An 18773-nucleotide genomic window follows, 5' to 3' on the forward strand; every position below is an offset into this window, starting at 1 on the left:
CACGCCAGCGGAAAAATTGACTCACTTTGTAGCCAACTTGTGGTAGCTGGTTACGGCGTGTTCGCAGGATGCGAGCTGCTGGCCCCTACCCCGCCGCGCTGCCTTCGGTCAGATGCTTTCTTCAAGCACCCATCCGTACTGCAACAGCGGCGTTGGTAGCGGATTGCAGTGATGCGATTGGCCAGGTTTTAGTTCTGGGAGTTGCCCGTGCGCTCGGCCACGATCTCTGCGGAGACGTTCGCGGGAACCTCGCCGTAGGAATCGAAGATCATGGTGAAGTTTGCGCGGCCGGCGGTGCGGGAGCGCAGGTCACCGATGTAGCCGAACATCTCAGACAGCGGCACCTTAGCCTTGACAACCTTGGCGCCAGCGCGGTCATCCATGGACTGGATCTGGCCACGGCGGGAGTTGATGTCGCCAATGACGTCGCCCATGTACTCCTCGGGCGTGATGACCTCAACGGCCATGAGCGGCTCGAGCAGAACCGGCTTTGCCTTCGCAACGGCTTCCTTCAGCGCCTGGGAACCGGCGAGCTTGAAGGCCATTTCGGAGGAGTCAACCTCGTGGTAAGCACCATCGAGCAGGGTGGCCTTGATGTTCACCAGCGGGTAGCCGGCGAGGTAGCCGTACTGCATGGCGTCCTGGATACCAGCATCCACGGAAGGAATGTACTCCTTCGGCACGCGACCACCGGTGACCTCGTTGACGAACTCGTAGGTCTCGTCGGAGCCTTCCTCGGGCTCGAAGGGCTCCACGGCGATGATGACGCGAGCGAACTGACCGGAACCACCGGTCTGCTTCTTGTGGGTGTACTCGAGCTTCTCGACCGGCTTGCGGATGGTCTCGCGGTACGCAACCTGCGGGGCACCCACGTTAGCCTCGACCTTGAACTCGCGCTTCATGCGGTCAACCAGCACGTCGAGGTGCAGCTCGCCCATGCCGCCGATGACGGTCTGGCCGGTCTCTTCGTCCAGCTTGACGGTGAAGGTCGGGTCCTCTTCGGCGAGCTTCTGGATAGCGGTACCCAGCTTCTCCTGGTCGGACTTGGTCTTCGGCTCGATGGCCACCTCGATCACCGGATCCGGGAAGTCCATGGACTCCAGGATGACCGGGTTCTGCTGATCGCAGAGGGTGTCACCGGTGGTGGTGTCCTTCAGGCCGATGAAGGCGTAGATGTGACCAGCGGAGGCCTTGTCGACCGGCTGCTCCTTGTTGGAGTGCATCTGGAACAGCTTGCCGATGCGCTCCTTCTTGTCCTTGGTAGCGTTCTGCACCTGTGCACCGGTCTCCACGGAGCCGGAGTACACGCGCACGTAGGTCAGCTTGCCGAAGAACGGGTGCACGGCAACCTTGAAGGCCAGAGCGGAGAACGGCTCGTCCTTGGAGGGCTTGCGGGTGATTTCCTTCTCCGGATCCTTCGGATCGTGGCCCACGATGGAGCCGACGTCCATCGGGTTGGGCAGGAAGTCGATCACAGCGTCCAGCATCGGCTGGATGCCCTTGTTCTTGTAGGCGGAGCCACAGTAAACCGGGTAGACCTCAGAGTTGATGGTCAGCTGGCGGATCTGCTTCTTCAGCTCGTCAACGGTGATTTCCTCACCGGCGAAGTAGCGCTCCATGAGCTCTTCATCGGACTCAGCGACGGTCTCGATGAGCTTCTCGCGGTACTCTTCAGCCTTGTCCTGCAGCTCTGCCGGGATCTCCTCGTAGGTCGGCTCTGCGCCGATCTCCACGGTGCCGCGCCAGGTGATGGCGCGCATGTTCAGCAGGTCCACAACACCGTCGAAGGTGTCCTCAGCGCCGATCGGCAGCTGCATCACCAACGGCTTGGCGCCGAGGCGATCGATGATGGTGTCCACGGTGAAGTAGAAGTCCGCGCCCAGCTTGTCCATCTTGTTGACGAAGCAGATACGGGGGACGTCGTACTTGGTGGCCTGGCGCCACACCTGCTCGGACTGCGGCTCCACGCCTTCCTTGGCGTCGAACACAGCAACGGCACCGTCGAGGACACGGAGGGAACGCTCCACCTCAACGGTGAAGTCCACGTGGCCGGGGGTGTCGATGATGTTGATCTGGTTGTCGTTCCAGTAGCAGGTGGTAGCAGCGGAGGTAATGGTGATACCGCGCTCCTTCTCCTGCTCCATCCAGTCCATCGTGGACGCACCATCGTGGGTCTCACCGATCTTGCGGTTGATGCCGGTGTAGAAGAGGATGCGCTCGGTGGTGGTGGTCTTACCGGCATCGATGTGCGCCATGATGCCGATGTTGCGGACCTTCTTCAGGTCGGTCAACGCTTCAATTGCCACTGGGTAACCCCACTCATTTCGTTGTTGAGCGGCCCAGGCGCCCGTCATCTCTGTTTCGTTCAGGACACCGCAGGAGCCGCGGGTTTTTTACGTACTTGATCCATTGTGCCAGTTCGTTGCGGTTTTTTCCTGTTGGAGATCGCACTTTTTCTCGGTGCTTTTACTCCGACGCCGCTACGTCCGGTGTTGTGTTGGCCTTCGCGATCGTGGATCACAGTCGATTCGCCGCGCTGGGGAGCACGGTGCTGGCCTTGTGCGCCAGTATCTCAGGCACGCAAGCTCTATATTCTACCAGGCTTTTACCAGGCCAAACTTGATTCGAGCCCCATCTTCACTCGTGGAAGATGAGGCATCGAACACCGCTTACCAGCGGTAGTGAGCGAAGGCGCGGTTGGCCTCTGCCATCTTGTGAGTATCCTCACGGCGCTTCACGGAAGCACCGAGGCCGTTGGAGGCATCCAGGATCTCGTTGGCGAGACGCTCAGTCATGGTGTTCTCGCGACGCTGGCGGGTGAAGGTCACCAACCAACGCAGGGCCAGGGTGGTGGAACGGCCCGGGCGAACGTCAACCGGCACCTGGTAGGTGGCGCCACCGACGCGGCGGGAGCGAACCTCGAGGGCGGGCTTCACGTTGTCGAGAGCCTTCTTGAGGGTCAGAACCGGATCGGTACCGGTTTTCTCACGGCACTGCTCGAGTGCGCCGTAGACGATGCGCTCTGCAGTGGACTTCTTGCCGTCGAGCAGGACCTTGTTGACGAGCTGGGAAACCAAGACGTCGCCGTAAACCGGATCCTTGACGAGCGGGCGGGAAGGTGCTGGACCTTTACGTGGCATGTCTTACTTCTCCTTCTTAGCGCCGTAGCGGGAACGGGCCTGCTTACGATCCTTGACGCCCTGGGTATCGAGGGAGCCGCGGATGATCTTGTAGCGAACACCGGGGAGGTCCTTCACACGACCGCCGCGCACGAGCACCATGGAGTGCTCCTGCAGGTTGTGGCCCTCACCGGGGATGTATGCGGAGACCTCGATGCCGGAGGTCAGGCGAACGCGAGCGACCTTACGGAGAGCGGAGTTCGGCTTCTTCGGGGTGGTGGTGTACACGCGGGTGCACACGCCGCGGCGCTGCGGGGAGCCCTTCAGCGCAGCGGTGCTTACCTTCACGGTCTTATCGTGACGGCCCTTGCGGACCAGCTGCTGAATAGTTGGCATGAACCGACTTTCTGTCAATGGATGTGTGGTCTGTTTCCCTCACGGACGATGAACCGGCTTTTAAACGTGCGTAAGCCCGTCAGCCGCTCTCGCTGGCCTACGGGGCAAAAAAGATCCAACATGGAGCACGTTCTCGGCCGGTTTCAGTGGCTCAAAAACAGTGGCTCGCTGGTGACCCATGGTCACGCGGCGCTTGCCGCCGGATCGTCCTAGTTTGGGGACTAACGTAGGACACTACTAGAAGCCCTGGTGGATCCCAAATCACCGTCCACTCCCCTGGGGGCGGCGCTCAGCTGCCCTTTGCGGGGCTAGGACTCGCTGATCGCATCGACGAGTCTCCGATCCGACAGCTGCTCAACCATCCACGGGCTAAACACCTCCGGCATAAGTCTCACGGCCTGCACCAGCTTATCTGCCTCCACCCACGCCCAGTCGCAGACTTCGTCAGGGTTTGGGTTTATCGACGCCTCCAGGCGCGCAACGTACACCGGGCAGACTCCCACTCGACGATTCCGCTGGCATCCACGGCGCGGTAGCTGAACTCCGGCAGGACAACCCTGGGCTCACCGATGTCTGCCCCGAGTTCGTGCGCGGTACGGCGTCGAACAGCGGAGGCGATATCTTCACCAGGGGCGGGGTGGCCACAGGCGGAGTTGGTCCACACGCCGGGCCAGGCGGCCTTACCCAAGGCCCGGCGGGTGATGAGGACCCGGCCGTGGCCGTCGAGGAGGTAGCTGGAAAACGCCAGGTTGTACGGGGTGTGATCCGTGTGAACCGTGGCCTTGGGGTGCTGGCCGATGGGGGTGGCGTGCTCGTCGAGGAGGACCACGAGTTCGTCGGTCGCGTGGGTATGCGGCATGAAGGGAGGGCCTTTCGGTGGAGTGAGTGAGGGGCTAGTGAATGACCAGCCAGATGAGCGTCATGGTGACCACAACGCCGACCACGTAGTTGGCCCACAGGAAGACCTTCCAGGCGCGGTTGACGCCCACGGCGCCGGCATCGTCGACGTTCCAGAATCGGGCAGCGTTGACCACGTAGAGCAGGTTTGCCACCGCCACGATGGCGCCGTACCACCCGAGGGTGAGCAGCAAGAGGCTGGCCAGGGCATAGCACCCGACGGCCAGGCGGACGGTCAGGCGCGGGCCAAGCTCTGTGGCGACGGATTTCAGCCCGCCCTCGCGGTCGGATTGGACGTCTTGCACCGCGCCGAGCGCATGCGATGCCGTGCCCCATAGGAAGAAGGCGGCCATGACGATCCAGAACTGGGGTGTAAGCCCGTAGGGCGGGCCGGTCTGCCCCAACTGGCGGGTGGCCTCGCCGCTATCCAACAACCCCTGCGCCATGGTGCCACCCACCAGCGCGGGCGTGACGAAGTGCGTCGAGGAGGTGATCGAGTCCAGCACAGGGCGCTCCTTGAAACGCAGCACCGGCGCGGAGTAGGCCAGCACCGCCGCGAGGGAGACCGTCAGCCAGAACGCCGAGGCCGGGGTGCCCGCCGCGTAAAGGATGATCGCCAACGGGACGACCGTGATCGCCGACGTCCACAGGAGCGTGGGATGCAGGCGCTTATCCAACACGGCGCCTTCGACCCCGCCCTTGCGGGGATTGCGGATGTCCGATTCGTAGTCGAATACATCGTTGATGCCGTACATCGCAATGTTGTAGGGGATGAGGAAGAACAGCACACCGACCACGAAGACCCAGTCCAACCGGCCGCCGACGAGCAGATAGGCCGCACCGAAGGGGAACGCGGTGTTGATCCAGCTAATGGGGCGGGACGAGCTGAAGATCGCCCAGAGTTTGTCCTTCCACGTCAGGGTGACAGAGGTTTGGGTGACAGAGGCTTGGGTGGCTGAGGCTTGGGCGACTGAGCGAGGTGATGGTGAGTGGTTCATGAGCGGTGTCCTTTCCGCTGCTTTGGTGGTGTGGTAGGTGGTGAATGAAGTGGTGCGGTTGGCGCCGACGGTACAGAACGAGAAGCCCCCGGGTGGAACAGCGCCGGCACGACCAGCGTGACGAACAGGGAGTAAAAGAAGTCCTCGATGGGGACCGCGCCGATGTGGATTCCCAACCGTTGGGTAGTGCCATAGTCCACAAGCCCCGCGATGATCATGATGTTGTCGAAGATCGCGGTGAGCACCAGCACGATCACGCTCACCACGCCGACGACCTGCAGGTAGCGCCGCGCGATGCGGGTGCCCTGCCTGCGATCCGCCGCAGCTAGAGTGCGCCAGCTGTACACGGTGAGCCCCAGCGCAATCGCGAGGAACGGCAGGCTGATGAGGGTGTAAGTCATGGCGCTCCCCCTTCGGCCCCGTCGCTCTCGCTGCCCCCGCTAACCGGCGCCCGGCCGTTAAGCAGCCTGCGCACCGCCGTCGTGAAGTTGAGCGTGAGGTAGGTGAGGAAGAACAGGAAGAACGGTTCCTCCAGGGGAATGTCCGGGGCCAGCTCGATGCCGGTCATGTACGGCGAATCGCCGCGGGAGAACACTCCGAAGGCCACCCCCAGCCCATCCCACACGAGGAACAACGCAACCATGCCAACGGCGATGAATGCGGCCCTGGCGGCGTCGAGAAAAAAGGCGAGCTTCCAGCGGTAATCGCACAAGGCCATGCAGCAGATGACCGCGACGAGTAGCGCGAGGTAGAGCAGGCTGAGGGCGGGCATAGCGCTACGAGTCCTTGCCGGGCTGGGTCGGTTCCGCCAGCGGCGCCGGGGAAGAATCGCCGCGCAGGCGCTTGATGACATTCTCCGCAGAGATCAGGCACATCGGCACGCCCACGCCCGGCACGGTCGTCGCGCCAGCGTACAGGAGGTTCGGCACCTTGCTCGCCACGTTCTTGCCCCGCAGGAACGCCGACTGGCGCAGCGTGTGCGCCGGGCCGAGCGCCCCGCCGGACCAGGAGTGATACCGGCCTTCGAAATCGGCCGGGCCCACCGTGTGCCGCACAACGATCCGGTCCTTGAGATCCGGAATCCCAGCCCACTCGGCAAGTTGATCCACGGCGGCGTCGGCAATTTTTTCCACCTTGTTCGACGCCACAGCCCGGTACGCCGACCCGTGCCCGATGGTCGGATCGGGGGCGACTGGAATGAGCATGAAGAGGTTTTCGTGGCCATCCGGGGCAACCGACGCATCGGACTGCGAGGGCTTGGAGACGTAGATAGAATGCGAGCGGCCGTCCGGCTGGCCATATTGCTCGAAGACCTGGTCGAAGTCCGGTGTCCAATTCTTGCTGAACAGCAGGTTGTGGTGGGACAGCTCCGGCAGCTCCCCGCGCACGCCCAGCATCACCAGCACCGTGCCGATGCCCGGGTTGCGGCGGCGCCACCAGCCCTCGGAGTGGCTGCGCAGGCGCTTGGGCAGCAGCGCGGTCTCGGTGTGGTGCACGTCGGCGCAGCTCACCACCACGTCGGCGGGCACGTGGCGCACTCCAGTGTCTCCTCCGGCGCCGTCTCCAGTGCGCACGCCGATGCCCACGGCGCGGGCGCGCTGCCCGCCGAGCCGAGCCCGGGCCTTGCCGACGAGATCAGTGGCGTGCAGTGGCGTGGTCTCCACGGCCGTGACCTCGGCGTTGAAGTGGAACCGCACGCCGCGCTGCTCGGCGAGGCGATACAGCGCGTCGACCACGGCGGTGAAACCACCGGCCGGGTACTGCACGCCCTGCACGAGGTCGGTGTAGCTCATGAGCTGGTACAGCGCCGGGGTGGTCTCCGGGCGTCCGGAGAGGAACACCGCTGGGTACGACAGCACCTGCCGCAGGCGTACGTCCTCGAACCGCTCCGCCACGTGGCTGGACAGGCTCGTGACCAGGTTCTTCAGCAGGTTGCCGAGGGTCGGCAGATCCCGAATAGCTTTGAAGGACGCCAGGGAGGTGAACGTGGTGTAGAGGAAGCTCTCCACGCTCAGGTCGTAGATCCTCCGGGCTTCCTCCAGGTACGACGCCACCTTCTCCCCCGCACCAGTTTCGATCGAGTTGAACAGTTCCTTGAACCGGTGCGGCTCCGCCTCCACGTCGATCGGGGCATCGCCCTGCGGGAAGACGCGGTATCCGGGCTCGAGGCGGCGCAGGTCCAGCTGCTCTTGCGTGGACGTTCCGGCGAGGGTGAAGAAGTTATCGTAAGCCTCCGGCATGAGGTACCAGCTGGGTCCGGTGTCCCAGCGGAAGCCGGGGTGGCCGGCGTCCTCGAGCAGCCCGGCGCGGCCGCCCGGTTCGGAGTTCTTCTCGAAGACCTCGACGTGGTAGCCCTCGTCGGCGAGGAGGGAGGCGGTGGCTAGGCCGGCGATACCGGCGCCGATGACAACGGCCTTCGGCGCCGCAGCGTGGCTGCCGGTGGTGTCGCTGCCGGTGGTGTCGCTGCCGGTGGTGTGGCTGGGCGGGGTTGGCGAGTTCACGGTGTTGTGTCCTTATCGTTTCTTGTTTTGGTGCTTTGGTGCTTTTGTGCTTTGGTGCTTTTGTGCTTGTGGTGTTCTGTGGTGTTTTGTGGCGGCTATTTCTGCCTGCGCCTCGGCGCCTCCAGCAGCGCCCTCGCGGCGATGGCCGCCTTCCGCGGCGAGCTCACACTGACCCGTTCGTGCCGCACCTGTTCGGCGGGCAGGGCATCAATGGCATCCGTGAGCTCGGCGAAGAGGTTCATGGCGGCGATCACTCCGGCGCGGGCGCCGAAGGGCAGCAGGTCGATGCTGCGATCGGCGGTCTCCAGGTCTTCGCGAATATCCGCGATGATCACGCGCTTGGCCTCATCGGTTAGTCCATGGCGCAGCGCGTCTGGGAAGTAGATCCGCCCCAGGCCATCGACATCCTCGGCGTAGTCGCGCAGGAAGTTGATCTTCTGAAACGCTGCGCCCAGCGCGCGGGCACCGGCGACCATCGTTGCCCGCTCCTCGTCGGTCACGGTGCGCTCGGCGAGGAAGATGTCCAAGCACATGAGCCCGATGACCTCGGCCGAGCCGTAGATGTACTCGCCGAGACTCTCGGCATCGTGCGTGGCTTGGTGCAGATCCATCCGCATCGAATGGAAAAAAGCAGTAACGTGCTCGGGGTTGATGGAACAGCGCTCGGCGGTGCGCCCGTAGGCCTGGAGCACCGGATCCGTGGAAAAGCGCGTGGACGGGGCCGCAAGCACGGCGCGCTCGTAGGAATCGAGCAGCTCAACAATGTCGTCGCGGCCAAGCCCCGCGTGCTCTGCGGTGCCATCGACGATTTCATCGGCGATGCGTACCACGGCGTAGAGGTTGCGAATATCCTCGCGCATGCGCGCATCGAGCAAGCATGTAGCCAGGGAAAAGCTCGAGGAGTACGTGGAGATGACCTGCCGCGATGCCAAGCTAGACGTGCGGTTGTAAAGCCCCACATCGGCGGGCGTCACCTGAGCGCCGCGTTTCCTTGCACGCCCGGTCATTCCTTTCAACACGTCCTGTCCTTTTGTCCAACCCGCGCGGACTGTGCTGGACAACATGCGTGTCCGCCTTGCCTGCTGGGGTGTCTTACTCGTCATCCCGGCACTCACTCTCCCAGCCCTCGCTCACGTCGGCTGCGCCCAGTGCTTCCACTGCGCTATCCACCCGCTGCACCAGCAGATCCGCCACCTCGCCGACCCCGGCCACCACGTCGGCCGGCAGGCCCTCGCGGTCGAGAGCCTCGCGCGCGTCGCGCACCGCGTCCCGCACTTGCGCGGCGAGCCGGTGCACCGCACCGTCCACCCCGCCCGCGGGGTCGTCAGCGAGCATCTCGGTGACCATGGTGACGCGCCCCATGGCGGCGTCGCCCTGAAAACCCGCGATGTCGTCAGTGGCCTGGTAGGCGAAGCCCAACAGTTCGGCGGCGGGGACCATCTGATGTGGATCGCGACCTGCGGCCACGGCGCCGAGCATCAGCGGGGCGCGGAACGTGTACGCCGTGGTCTTCCATGCATTCGCCGTGCGCACGGCCGCCACGCTGGTGCGGACCTGCGGGATGCGATGGGTGATGTCGCGCAGCTCGCCCTCGATGGATTCGGTGATCGCCTCCACCACGATGCGCGTGGCCGGGATCGCCATGTGCTGCGGAACCTGCGGCGAGGTCACCAGATCCATCGCGCCGGCCAGGGCAATATCGCCCGCGAGCAACGCCAGCGAGTGGCCCATGTGTGCACTGCTCGTGGCCTCGCGCAAACTCGCGTGGAAAGACCACTCGCCGCGGCGGAGATCATCTTGATCCACGAGGTCATTGTGCAGCAGAAACCCCCCGTGCAGCAGGTCAACGGCAGCACCGAACGCCACCGCAGCCTCAGTGGCCTCAGTGGCCCCAGTGGCCTCGGCGGTCTCGCTCGTCACCGTGCCCGCGCTGGCGTGCACCAGAGAACTGCGCACGTGCTTACCGGCGAGGGTGATGCGCGAAAGTTCATCGTAGGCGAAGGCCAAAACGTCGTTGCCCTCCGCCGGGTCCGGGCGACGGTCGGCAAGGTAGCGGCGCACCAGCTCCAGCGACGCGCGCTGCGGATCGCGGTTCTGATCACGGCTCACATCGTTTCCGGTCATCACCGCACCCACCGATCCAGCGCTGCGGGCAGCGCCCCGCGCCTGCTCAGGCGGTCCTGCGGCAACTCGCGCGCCCAGTTCACACGGATGGTGTGGAAACCGCGGCGGAACCGATGCGCCACCTGGCCCGCGCCCTGCACCGCCCGCGGATCCATCGGCAGCACAAGATCACGCTGCAGCCACACCGTCTCATCGGGACGCACGGCAAACGACAGATGCATGTCCTCGTGCACGAGCGTGTCGGAGAAGTCAACCGATTCGCGCACCTCGTTCCACCACGCGCGGCTGATGGAATAGTTCGTGCCGAAAAAGGGCTGGTGCCCCAGCGCCCACCCGGCCGTGAGGCGGTAAGAACCCAGGTAGGCAGCCGTGAGCGCACGACCGTGCCAGCCGGGGATCTCAAACTCCCCTCCCCCGGTCACGCCCACGACCCTGCGGCCGGGGTTGCGCAACGCTCGGGTCCAGGTGGCCCGTAGGCGCGCCATGAAATCCCGGGGCATCGTGATATCCGCATCTGTGCGGAGCATGATGTCGCCCGTGGCGGCGTCGAACCCAGACTGCGTGGCCCAGGTGATGCCGCGGCGCGGCTCATCAACGACCCGCGCGCCGAATTCGCGCGCGACGGCGGCCGAATCATCGGTAGAGCCGTTGTCGACCACGATGATCTCATGCCGCGGGTCGGTCTGCGCGGCGATGGTGGTGAGGCAGCGCCGCAAAAGTGGTGCATCGTTGAGGCAGGGAATGACCACGCTCAACGTCGGTGGTGGTGTCACGGTGGTGTCTATTCGTTCTCGTCGCAGCCCGGTGGTGAGTGCGGGTTGCTCGGCATATCTCATCTAAAACTAGATACTACCTACCCCCTTTTCTTCACCTCGACGCCACCCCACGCATCCCCCGCCCAAAGTCTTGTGATGGGCCCCATCAACGCGCGAAACCCCGCCTGCTCCTCGCCGGGGCGGCGGGGGCGGACGGGGTTATCGGTCTAGCGCGCGGGGTGCGCTGGCTGGGACTTAGAAGTTCCTAGAAGTCCAGGTCATCCAGCGGCACGGCGGCGCCGGTGAAGTCACCGTAGCTGTCATCGCCGTAGAAGCCATCGCCGAAGCTGGTCGGCAGCGAGTAGGCCGCAGCGCGTGCCTCCTCGGTGGGCTCTACGGAGATGTTGCGGTAGCGGGCGATGCCGGTACCGGCCGGGATCAGCTTACCGATGATCACGTTCTCCTTGAGACCGATGAGCTTATCGGAGCGCTTGTTGATCGCGGCATCCGTGAGCACACGGGTGGTCTCCTGGAAGGAGGCGGCGGACAGCCAGGACTCGGTTGCCAGCGATGCCTTGGTGATACCCATGATCTCGGCGCGAACCTCGACCGGGCGGCCACCGGACTTCACGGCCTCCTTGGAGGCAGCCACGGCATCCGCGTGCTCCACGAGGGAGCCCGGCAGGAACTCGGTGGAACCGGAGTCGATGACGGTCACACGGCGCAGCATCTGGCGCACGATGATCTCGATGTGCTTGTCGTGGATGGCCACGCCCTGGTCACGGTAGACCTTCTGCACTTCGTTGATCAGGTGCTGCTGCACACCGCGGCGGCCCATGACGCGCAGGACCTCGTGCGGATCGGCAGCGCCCTTGAGCAGCTGCTGGCCCATCTTGACCTTGTCGCCATCGCGGATCGGACGCTCCACGCCACCGGTGCCCAGCGTTGCCAGGCCCTGGCGCTTGGACAGCTTCTCGTACACGACGTCCTCAGAACCATCATCCGGGACGATGGTGAGGGTGTAGAAGTTGTCGTCGTCCTCGATCTTGACGGTGCCGTCCACCGACGCGATCGGGGACTTCGCCTTCGGAACGCGAGCCTCGAACAGCTCCTGGACACGCGGCAGACCACCGGTGATGTCGCCACCCACACCACCGAGGTGGAAGGTACGCATCGTCAGCTGGGTACCGGGCTCACCAATGGACTGTGCAGCCACGATGCCCACGGCCTCGCCGATCTCCACCTTCTTACCGGTCGCCATGGAGCGGCCGTAGCAGGTGGAGCACACGCCGGTGGCGGTGGCACAGGTCATCACCGAGCGGACCTTGACATCGGGGATGCCAGCGGCAATGAGCTTGTTGAGCTCAGCCTCGCCCACCACGTCACCAGCGGCGACGATGACGTTTCCGTCACCATCAGCGGCGTCGGCGGCCAGGTAGCGGCCCAGCACAGAGGTCTCCACGAAGTCAGCGGCGATGAACTGGCCGGTCGGGTTGCCCTGAGCGTCCAGAATCGGCTCGGTGACGGGCATGACGACGCCCTGGGAGGTACCACAGTCGTCCTCGCGGACGATGACATCCTGGGCGACGTCGACGAGACGACGGGTCAGGTAGCCGGAGTCTGCGGTACGCAGAGCCGTATCGGCCAGGCCCTTACGAGAACCGTGGGAGTTGTTGAAGTACTCCAGCACGGACAGGCCTTCACGGAAGGAGGTCTTCACCGGGCGGGTGATGTACTCACCGCGGGAGTTGGTGACCATGCCCTTCATGCCGGCCAGGGTCCAGATCTGGCGCATGTTACCGGCCGCACCGGACTTCACGATCATCGGGATCGGATTGTCATCCGGGTACAGGTCCTCCACGGACTGACCCACGAAGTCGGTCGCTTCCTTCCACAGGTCCACGAGGGACTGGTAGCGCTCGGCCTCGTTGATCTTGCCGCGTGCCATCTTCTTCTCGATGACGCGAGCCTTGGCCTCGTAGTTGTCCAGGATCTCCTGCTTGTTCGGCAGAACCAGCACGTCGTGCATCGTGATGGTCACGCCGGAGCGGGTGGCCCAGTAGAAGCCAGCATCCTTGAGCTTGTCCACCGTCTGAGCAACGGTGATCATCGGGTACTTGGCAGCGAGGTCGTTAATGACCGTAGCCTGCGGCTTCTTGGCCATGACGCCCTCGACGTACGGGTAGTTCCACGGCAGCAGCTCGTTGAACAGCACGCGACCCAGGGTGGTCTCAGCCAGCCAGGCCTGGCCGCGCTGCCAGCCATCCGGGAACAGCTCCGCTTCCACCTCGGCGGACGGGCGCAGGTGGTTGATCCGCACGCGGATCGGAGCCTGCAGGCCCAGCACGCCACGGTCGTAGGCCATGATGGCCTCGGCCAGGGAGGAGTACACGCCGGTGGCCGGTGCGTCCTCGGTTGCCGGGGTGTAGGCACCCTGGCCGCCGAGCTCGCCGGGCTTCTTCACCAGGGTGAGGAAGTACAGGCCGGTAACCATGTCCAGACGGGGCATAGCCAGCGGCTTACCGGATGCCGGGGACAGAATGTTGTTCGATGCCAGCATGAGGATGCGGGCCTCGGCCTGAGCCTCTGCGGACAGCGGCAGGTGGACAGCCATCTGGTCACCGTCGAAGTCAGCGTTGAACGCCTCACACGCCAGCGGGTGCAGCTGGATAGCCTTACCCTCAACGAGGATGGGCTCGAACGCCTGGATGCCCAGGCGGTGCAGGGTAGGTGCACGGTTGAGCATCACGGGGTGTTCCGCGATGGCCTCTTCCAGCACGTCCCACACCTCGGGGCGCTGGCGCTCCACCATGCGCTTGGCGGACTTGATGTTCTGTGCGTAGGACTTCTCCACCAGGCGCTTCATGACGAACGGCTTGAACAGCTCGAGTGCCATGAGCTTCGGCAAACCACACTGGTGCAGCTTCAGCTGCGGACCGACGATAATCACGGAACGACCGGAGTAGTCCACGCGCTTACCGAGCAGGTTCTGGCGGAAGCGGCCCTGCTTACCCTTGAGCAGGTCCGACAGGGACTTCAGCGGGCGGTTGCCCGGTCCGGTGACCGGGCGACCACGGCGACCGTTGTCGAACAGTGCGTCCACGGACTCCTGCAGCATGCGCTTCTCGTTGTTCACGATGATCTCGGGGGCGCCGAGGTCGAGCATGCGCTTGAGGCGGTTGTTGCGGTTGATCACGCGACGGTACAGGTCGTTGAGGTCGGAGGTCGCGAAGCGGCCACCGTCCAGCTGCACCATCGGGCGCAGCTCCGGCGGGATCACCGGGATGCAGTCGAGAACCATGCCTGCCGGGTCGTTGCCGGAACGCAGGAACGCGGCGACGACCTTGAGGCGCTTGAGGGCGCGCAGCTTCTTCTGACCCTTGCCGTCGCGAATGATCTCGCGCAGCTCCTCAGCTTCGGCCTCGAGGTCGAAGTTGCGGATGAGGGTCTGGATAGCCTCGGCACCCATACCGCCGGTGAAGTAATCCTCGTAGCGGTCCACCAGCTCGGTGTAGATGTTCTCGTCCACGATCATCTGCTTGGGAGCAAGTTTGACGAAGGTGTTCCAGATTTCATCGAGGCGGTCGATCTCGCGCTCGGCGCGCTCGCGGATGTGGCGCATCTCGCGCTCCGCGGCGGTCTGCACCTTGCGCTTGGCGTCGGCCTTGGCGCCGGCGGCTTCGAGCTCGGCGAGGTCGTCCTCGAGGGTCTTGGCGCGGTCGGCCAGATCGGCGTCGCGGTCGGCCTCGACTTCCTTCTTCTCCAGCATCATTTCAGCCTCGAGGGTGGACTGGTCGTTGTGACGACCCTCCTCATCCACGGAGGTGATGATGTTGGCTGCGAAGTAGATGATCTTTTCCAGATCCTTCGGAGCCAAGTCCAGCAGGTAGCCCAGGCGAGAGGGAACACCCTTGAAGTACCAGATGTGGGTCACCGGAGCGGCGAGCTCGATGTGGCCCATGCGCTCACGGCGCACCTTGGACTTCGTGACCTCAACACCACAGCGCTCACAGATGATGCCCTTGTAGCGGACACGCTTGTATTTACCGCAGGCACACTCCCAGTCGCGGGTGGGACCAAAGATGCGCTCGCAGAATAGACCGTCCTTCTCGGGCTTGAGAGTACGGTAGTTGATCGTTTCGGGCTTCTTGACCTCGCCACGGGACCAACGACGGATGTCGTCAGCGGTGGCTAGGCCAATGCGAAGCTCGTCGAAGAAGTTGACGTCCAGCACGTGAACTTCCTTTCCCCTCCTGTGGAGGGCCTTGAAAAGTGAACGAAGGTCAGATGTTTCTTAAGGTCTGTGGAGTTCCTAGCTGACGTCGAGGTCAGCGTCTGGACGCTCATCGCGGGACAGGTTAATGCCCAGGGCTGCGTTGGCGTTCTCCAGCTCATCGTCATCGTCGGAGGACAGCTCCATCGGAGTGCCGTCTGCCGCCAGAACCTCAACGTTGAGGCAGAGGGACTGCAGCTCCTTGAGCAACACCTTGAAGGACTCGGGGATTCCCGGATCCGGAATGTTGTCGCCCTTAACGATTGCCTCGTAGACCTTCACGCGGCCAACCACGTCGTCGGACTTGATGGTGAGCAGCTCCTGCAGGGTGTAGGCAGCACCGTATGCCTGCATTGCCCACACCTCCATCTCACCGAAGCGCTGGCCACCGAACTGGGCCTTACCACCGAGCGGCTGCTGGGTGATCATGGAGTACGGGCCGGTGGAACGAGCGTGAATCTTCTCGTCGACCAGGTGGTGAAGCTTCAGCATGTACATGTAGCCAACGGACACCGGGTACGGGAAGGGCTCGCCGGAGCGGCCGTCCATGAGCTGCGCCTTGCCGAAGTCATCCACGAGACGGATGCCGTCGCGGTTCGGGCGGGAGGAGCGCAGCAGACCGGAGAGCTCGGAGTTGGACGCACCGTCGAACACCGGGGTGGCGGTCAGAGAGTCAGCGGGCACATCGTAGAGGTCCTCAGGCAGGGTCTCCAGCATCTTCTGGATCTTCGGATCCTCAGAGTTTGTGTCAACCTTCCAACCGGCCTTGGCCAACCAGCCGAGGTGCACTTCCAGCACCTGGCCGATGTTCATACGGCGCGGCACACCGTGGGTGTTGAGGATGATGTCGATCGGGGTGCCATCCGGGAGGAACGGCATGTCTTCCTGCGGCAGGATCTTGCCGACAACACCCTTGTTGCCGTGGCGGCCAGCGAGCTTGTCGCCGTCCTGGATCTTGCGCTTCTGAGCCACGTAGACGCGCACCATCTCGTTGACACCCGCAGCCAGATCGTCATCGTCCTCGCGGGAGAATACGCGAACACCGATGACCTTGCCGGTCTCACCGTGCGGCACTTTCATGGAGGTATCGCGAACCTCGCGAGCCTTCTCGCCGAAGATGGCGCGCAGCAGGCGCTCTTCCGGAGTCAGCTCGGTCTCACCCTTCGGGGTGACCTTACCGACGAGGATGTCACCATCGCGCACATCGGCGCCGATGCGCACGATACCGCGCTCGTCAAGGTCAGCGAGAACGTCATCGCCCACGTTGGGGATGTCGCGGGTGATTTCCTCGGGGCCCAGCTTGGTGTCGCGGGCATCGATCTCGTATTCCTCGATGTGGATGGAGGTCAGAACGTCCTCTTCAACCATGCGCTGGTTGAGGATGATGGCGTCCTCGTAGTTGTGGCCTTCCCACGGCATGAACGCAACGAGCAGGTTCTTGCCCAAAGCCATCTCGCCCTGGTCGGTACCTGGGCCGTCAGCCAGCACCTGGCCAGCCTCCACGCGCTCGCCTTCATCGACCAGCGGCTTCTGGTTGTAGCTGGTGCCCTGGTTGGTGCGCTCGAACTTGCGCAGCATGAAGGTGTCGCGCACACCATCGTCATCCATGACGGTGATGTAGTCAGCGGAGACGTACTCCACCACGCCAGCCTTCGGAGCGATGATCATGTCGCCGGCATCGTACGCAGCGCGCAGCTCCATACCGGTGCCCACGAAGGGAGCCTCGGAACGCAGCAGCGGCACAGCCTGACGCTGCATGTTCGCACCCATGAGGGCACGGTTAGCGTCATCGTGCTCGAGGAACGGAATCATGGCGGTAGCCACGGAAACCATCTGTCGTGGCGACACGTCCATGAAGTCCACCTGATCAAACGGCACGACCTCCACGTCGCCGCCGCGCAGGCGCACCTCGATTCGATCCTCGGTGAATCGGTGGTTCTCGTCGAACGGGGTGTTCGCCTGTGCAATGACGTGGCGATCTTCCTCGTCGGCAGTGAAGTAATGCACTTCGTCAGTGATCTGGCCGTCCACGACGCGGCGGTACGGAGTCTCGATGAAGCCGAAGGGGTTCACGCGAGCGTAGGACGACAGAGAGCCGATCAGACCAATGTTCGGACCCTCAGGAGTCTCAATCGGGCACATGCGACCGTAGTGAGACGGGTGAACGTCGCGCACCTCAAGGCCCGCGCGCTCGCGAGACAGACCACCGGGGCCCAGAGCGGACAGACGACGCTTGTGGGTCAAGCCCGACAGAGAGTTGTTCTGGTCCAGGAACTGGGACAGCTGGGAGGTGCCGAAGAACTCGCGGATGGCAGCGGAAACCGGGCGCACGTTGATCAGGGAGGTCGGAGTGATGGACTCCGCATCCTGGGTGGTCATGCGCTCGCGGACAACGCGCTCCATGCGGGACAGGCCCACGCGGACCTGATTCTGGATCAGCTCACCCACGGTGCGCAGACGGCGGTTACCGAAGTGGTCGATGTCATCCGTAGCGATCGGGATCTCGACGCCAGCGGGAGAGGTCATGGTGCGCTCACCAGCGTGCAGGCGAACCAGGTACTCGATGGTGGTGAGGATGTCTTCCTCGGTGAGGGTCATGGTGCCCTCGTTGTCGCCACCCAGGCCAAGCTTGCGGTTGACCTTGTAGCGACCCACCTTGGCCAGGTCGTAGCGCTTCGGCTTGAAGAACGAGTTCTCCAGCAGAGCCTGAGCGGAATCGCGCGTCGGCGACTCGCCCGGACGCTGCTTGCGGTAGATCTCCAGCAGAGCCTCGTCGGTGTTAGCAACACCGTCCTTCTCCAGGGTGGACATCATGATCTCGGAGAAACCGAAACGATCGGTGATCTCCTGCGTGGTCAGGCCGAGGGCCTTCAGCAGCACGGTCACGGGCTGGCGACGCTTGCGGTCGATGCGCACGCCAACGGTGTCGCGCTTATCGACGTCGAACTCCAACCAAGCACCGCGGGAAGGGATCACCTTCACGGAGTGCAGCGGACGCTCGGTGGAAGCATCCATGGACTCGTCGAAGTACACGCCGGGGGAACGCACGAGCTGCGACACGACGACGCGCTCGGTGCCGTTGATAATGAAGGTGCCCTTGTCCGTCATCATCGGGAAGTCGCCGATGAACACGGTCTGGGACTTGATTTCACCAGACATTGCGTTGGTGAATTCCGCGGTCACGTACAGCGGTGCCGCGTAGTTAATGTCCTTATCCTTCGCCTCGTCGATGGTGGACTTCACTTCATCGAAACGGGGCTCGGACAGGGTCAGGGACATGTTCTCGGAGTAGTCCTCGATGGGAGAGAGCTCCTCGAGAATGTCTTCCAGTCCGCTGGTGACGCGGACGCCCTCCCCTGCCTCGGCCTGAGCGCGGGCACGCCAATCGGCGCTGCCGACGAGCCAGGCGAAGGACTCTCGTTGGAGGTCAAGAAGGCCAGGAACCTCGATCGGAGAATCGATCTTCGCGAACGAGTAACGCTGCGAAGCTCCGGGGATTCCAGCCACTGAGCTTGTCTGGCGGGAGACTGCCAAGATGGGTCCTTCCAGCACACCTGTCACGCCGCGCCACGTGGTGGAGCTGCAGCGCAACATGACGGTGCGAGTGTACGGTCTTGTGATGGTCGTTAAAGATGGATTATGGGTCCGAGAAACTGTCTCAAGGAATGACTAAACGACCTTGTCAAATCGCATTTTTAGCGAATTTGCCA

The 18773-nt window shown here is 63.7% G+C and carries 12 protein-coding genes and 1 pseudogene; all 13 read right to left on the bottom strand.

Annotated elements, in window-relative coordinates; translation table 11 throughout:
- Positions 1-188 precede the first annotated feature (188 nt).
- The 13 genes and pseudogenes from fusA to rpoB all read right to left on the bottom strand — a co-directional run bounded on the left by fusA (position 189) and on the right by rpoB (position 18615).
- Positions 189-2306: an elongation factor G gene (gene fusA, locus LA343_RS00400; protein WP_025403594.1), complete on the bottom strand. Its 2118-nt coding sequence runs from the start codon at positions 2304-2306 to the stop codon at positions 189-191.
- 363 nt (positions 2307-2669) lie between these two features.
- Complete coding sequence (rpsG, locus tag LA343_RS00405) at positions 2670-3140, bottom strand: 30S ribosomal protein S7 (RefSeq protein ID WP_025403595.1); 471 nt, start codon at positions 3138-3140, stop codon at positions 2670-2672.
- Positions 3141-3143: 3 nt separating this feature from the next.
- Positions 3144-3515, bottom strand: a complete 372-nt coding sequence (gene rpsL, locus LA343_RS00410) for a 30S ribosomal protein S12 (RefSeq protein WP_010268949.1) — start codon at positions 3513-3515, stop codon at positions 3144-3146.
- 308 nt (positions 3516-3823) lie between these two features.
- Positions 3824-4374, bottom strand: a pseudogene (gene idi / locus LA343_RS00415) (isopentenyl-diphosphate Delta-isomerase).
- A 34-nt stretch (positions 4375-4408) separates the two neighbouring features.
- Complete coding sequence (locus LA343_RS00420) at positions 4409-5410, bottom strand: prenyltransferase (protein ID WP_025403596.1); 1002 nt, start codon at positions 5408-5410, stop codon at positions 4409-4411.
- Entirely contained in the window at positions 5407-5811 is a 405-nt protein-coding gene (locus LA343_RS00425; RefSeq protein ID WP_025403597.1) for a lycopene cyclase domain-containing protein, read from the bottom strand. The genes LA343_RS00420 and LA343_RS00425 overlap by 4 nt, the downstream gene beginning before the upstream one ends.
- The gene (locus tag LA343_RS00430; RefSeq protein WP_025403598.1) at positions 5808-6182 is read right to left on the bottom strand and encodes a lycopene cyclase domain-containing protein; all 375 of its coding nucleotides are present in this window, start codon (positions 6180-6182) and stop codon (positions 5808-5810) included. Before LA343_RS00430 ends, LA343_RS00425 begins: the two co-directional genes overlap by 4 nt.
- 4 nt (positions 6183-6186) lie before the next feature.
- Entirely contained in the window at positions 6187-7911 is a 1725-nt protein-coding gene (gene crtI, locus LA343_RS00435; RefSeq protein WP_025403599.1) for a phytoene desaturase family protein, read from the bottom strand.
- 95 nt (positions 7912-8006) lie between these two features.
- The gene (locus tag LA343_RS00440) at positions 8007-8918 is read right to left on the bottom strand and encodes a phytoene/squalene synthase family protein (RefSeq protein ID WP_052337590.1); all 912 of its coding nucleotides are present in this window, start codon (positions 8916-8918) and stop codon (positions 8007-8009) included.
- An 85-nt stretch (positions 8919-9003) separates the two neighbouring features.
- Positions 9004-10035 carry a polyprenyl synthetase family protein gene (locus tag LA343_RS00445; RefSeq protein WP_144084525.1) on the bottom strand — a complete coding sequence of 344 codons (1032 nt, stop codon included), beginning with the start codon at positions 10033-10035 and terminating at the stop codon, positions 9004-9006.
- Positions 10035-10808, bottom strand: coding sequence for a glycosyltransferase family 2 protein (locus LA343_RS00450; protein ID WP_039910987.1), 774 nt, complete (start codon positions 10806-10808; stop codon positions 10035-10037). Before LA343_RS00450 ends, LA343_RS00445 begins: the two co-directional genes overlap by 1 nt.
- 247 nt (positions 10809-11055) lie before the next feature.
- Positions 11056-15024: a DNA-directed RNA polymerase subunit beta' gene (locus tag LA343_RS00455; RefSeq protein WP_025403603.1), complete on the bottom strand. Its 3969-nt coding sequence runs from the start codon at positions 15022-15024 to the stop codon at positions 11056-11058.
- Positions 15025-15102: 78 nt separating this feature from the next.
- Positions 15103-18615: a DNA-directed RNA polymerase subunit beta gene (gene rpoB / locus LA343_RS00460; RefSeq protein WP_025403604.1), complete on the bottom strand. Its 3513-nt coding sequence runs from the start codon at positions 18613-18615 to the stop codon at positions 15103-15105.
- Between the last annotated feature and the right edge of the window lie 158 nt (positions 18616-18773).

Source organism: Corynebacterium falsenii (genome assembly GCF_020099275.1).
Lineage (GTDB): Bacteria > Actinomycetota > Actinomycetes > Mycobacteriales > Mycobacteriaceae > Corynebacterium > Corynebacterium falsenii.

Bases quoted from the DNA above. Each gene is read 5' to 3' on its own strand.
- rpsG (WP_025403595.1), bottom strand. From the start codon at position 3,140: ATGCCACGTAAAGGTCCAGCACCTTCCCGCCCGCTCGTCAAGGATCCG.
- rpsL (WP_010268949.1), bottom strand. From the start codon at position 3,515: ATGCCAACTATTCAGCAGCTGGTCCGCAAGGGCCGTCACGATAAGACC.
- LA343_RS00420 (WP_025403596.1), bottom strand. From the start codon at position 5,410: ATGAACCACTCACCATCACCTCGCTCAGTCGCCCAAGCCTCAGCCACC.
- LA343_RS00425 (WP_025403597.1), bottom strand. From the start codon at position 5,811: ATGACTTACACCCTCATCAGCCTGCCGTTCCTCGCGATTGCGCTGGGG.
- LA343_RS00430 (WP_025403598.1), bottom strand. From the start codon at position 6,182: ATGCCCGCCCTCAGCCTGCTCTACCTCGCGCTACTCGTCGCGGTCATC.
- LA343_RS00440 (WP_052337590.1), bottom strand. From the start codon at position 8,918: ATGACCGGGCGTGCAAGGAAACGCGGCGCTCAGGTGACGCCCGCCGAT.
- LA343_RS00445 (WP_144084525.1), bottom strand. From the start codon at position 10,035: ATGACCGGAAACGATGTGAGCCGTGATCAGAACCGCGATCCGCAGCGC.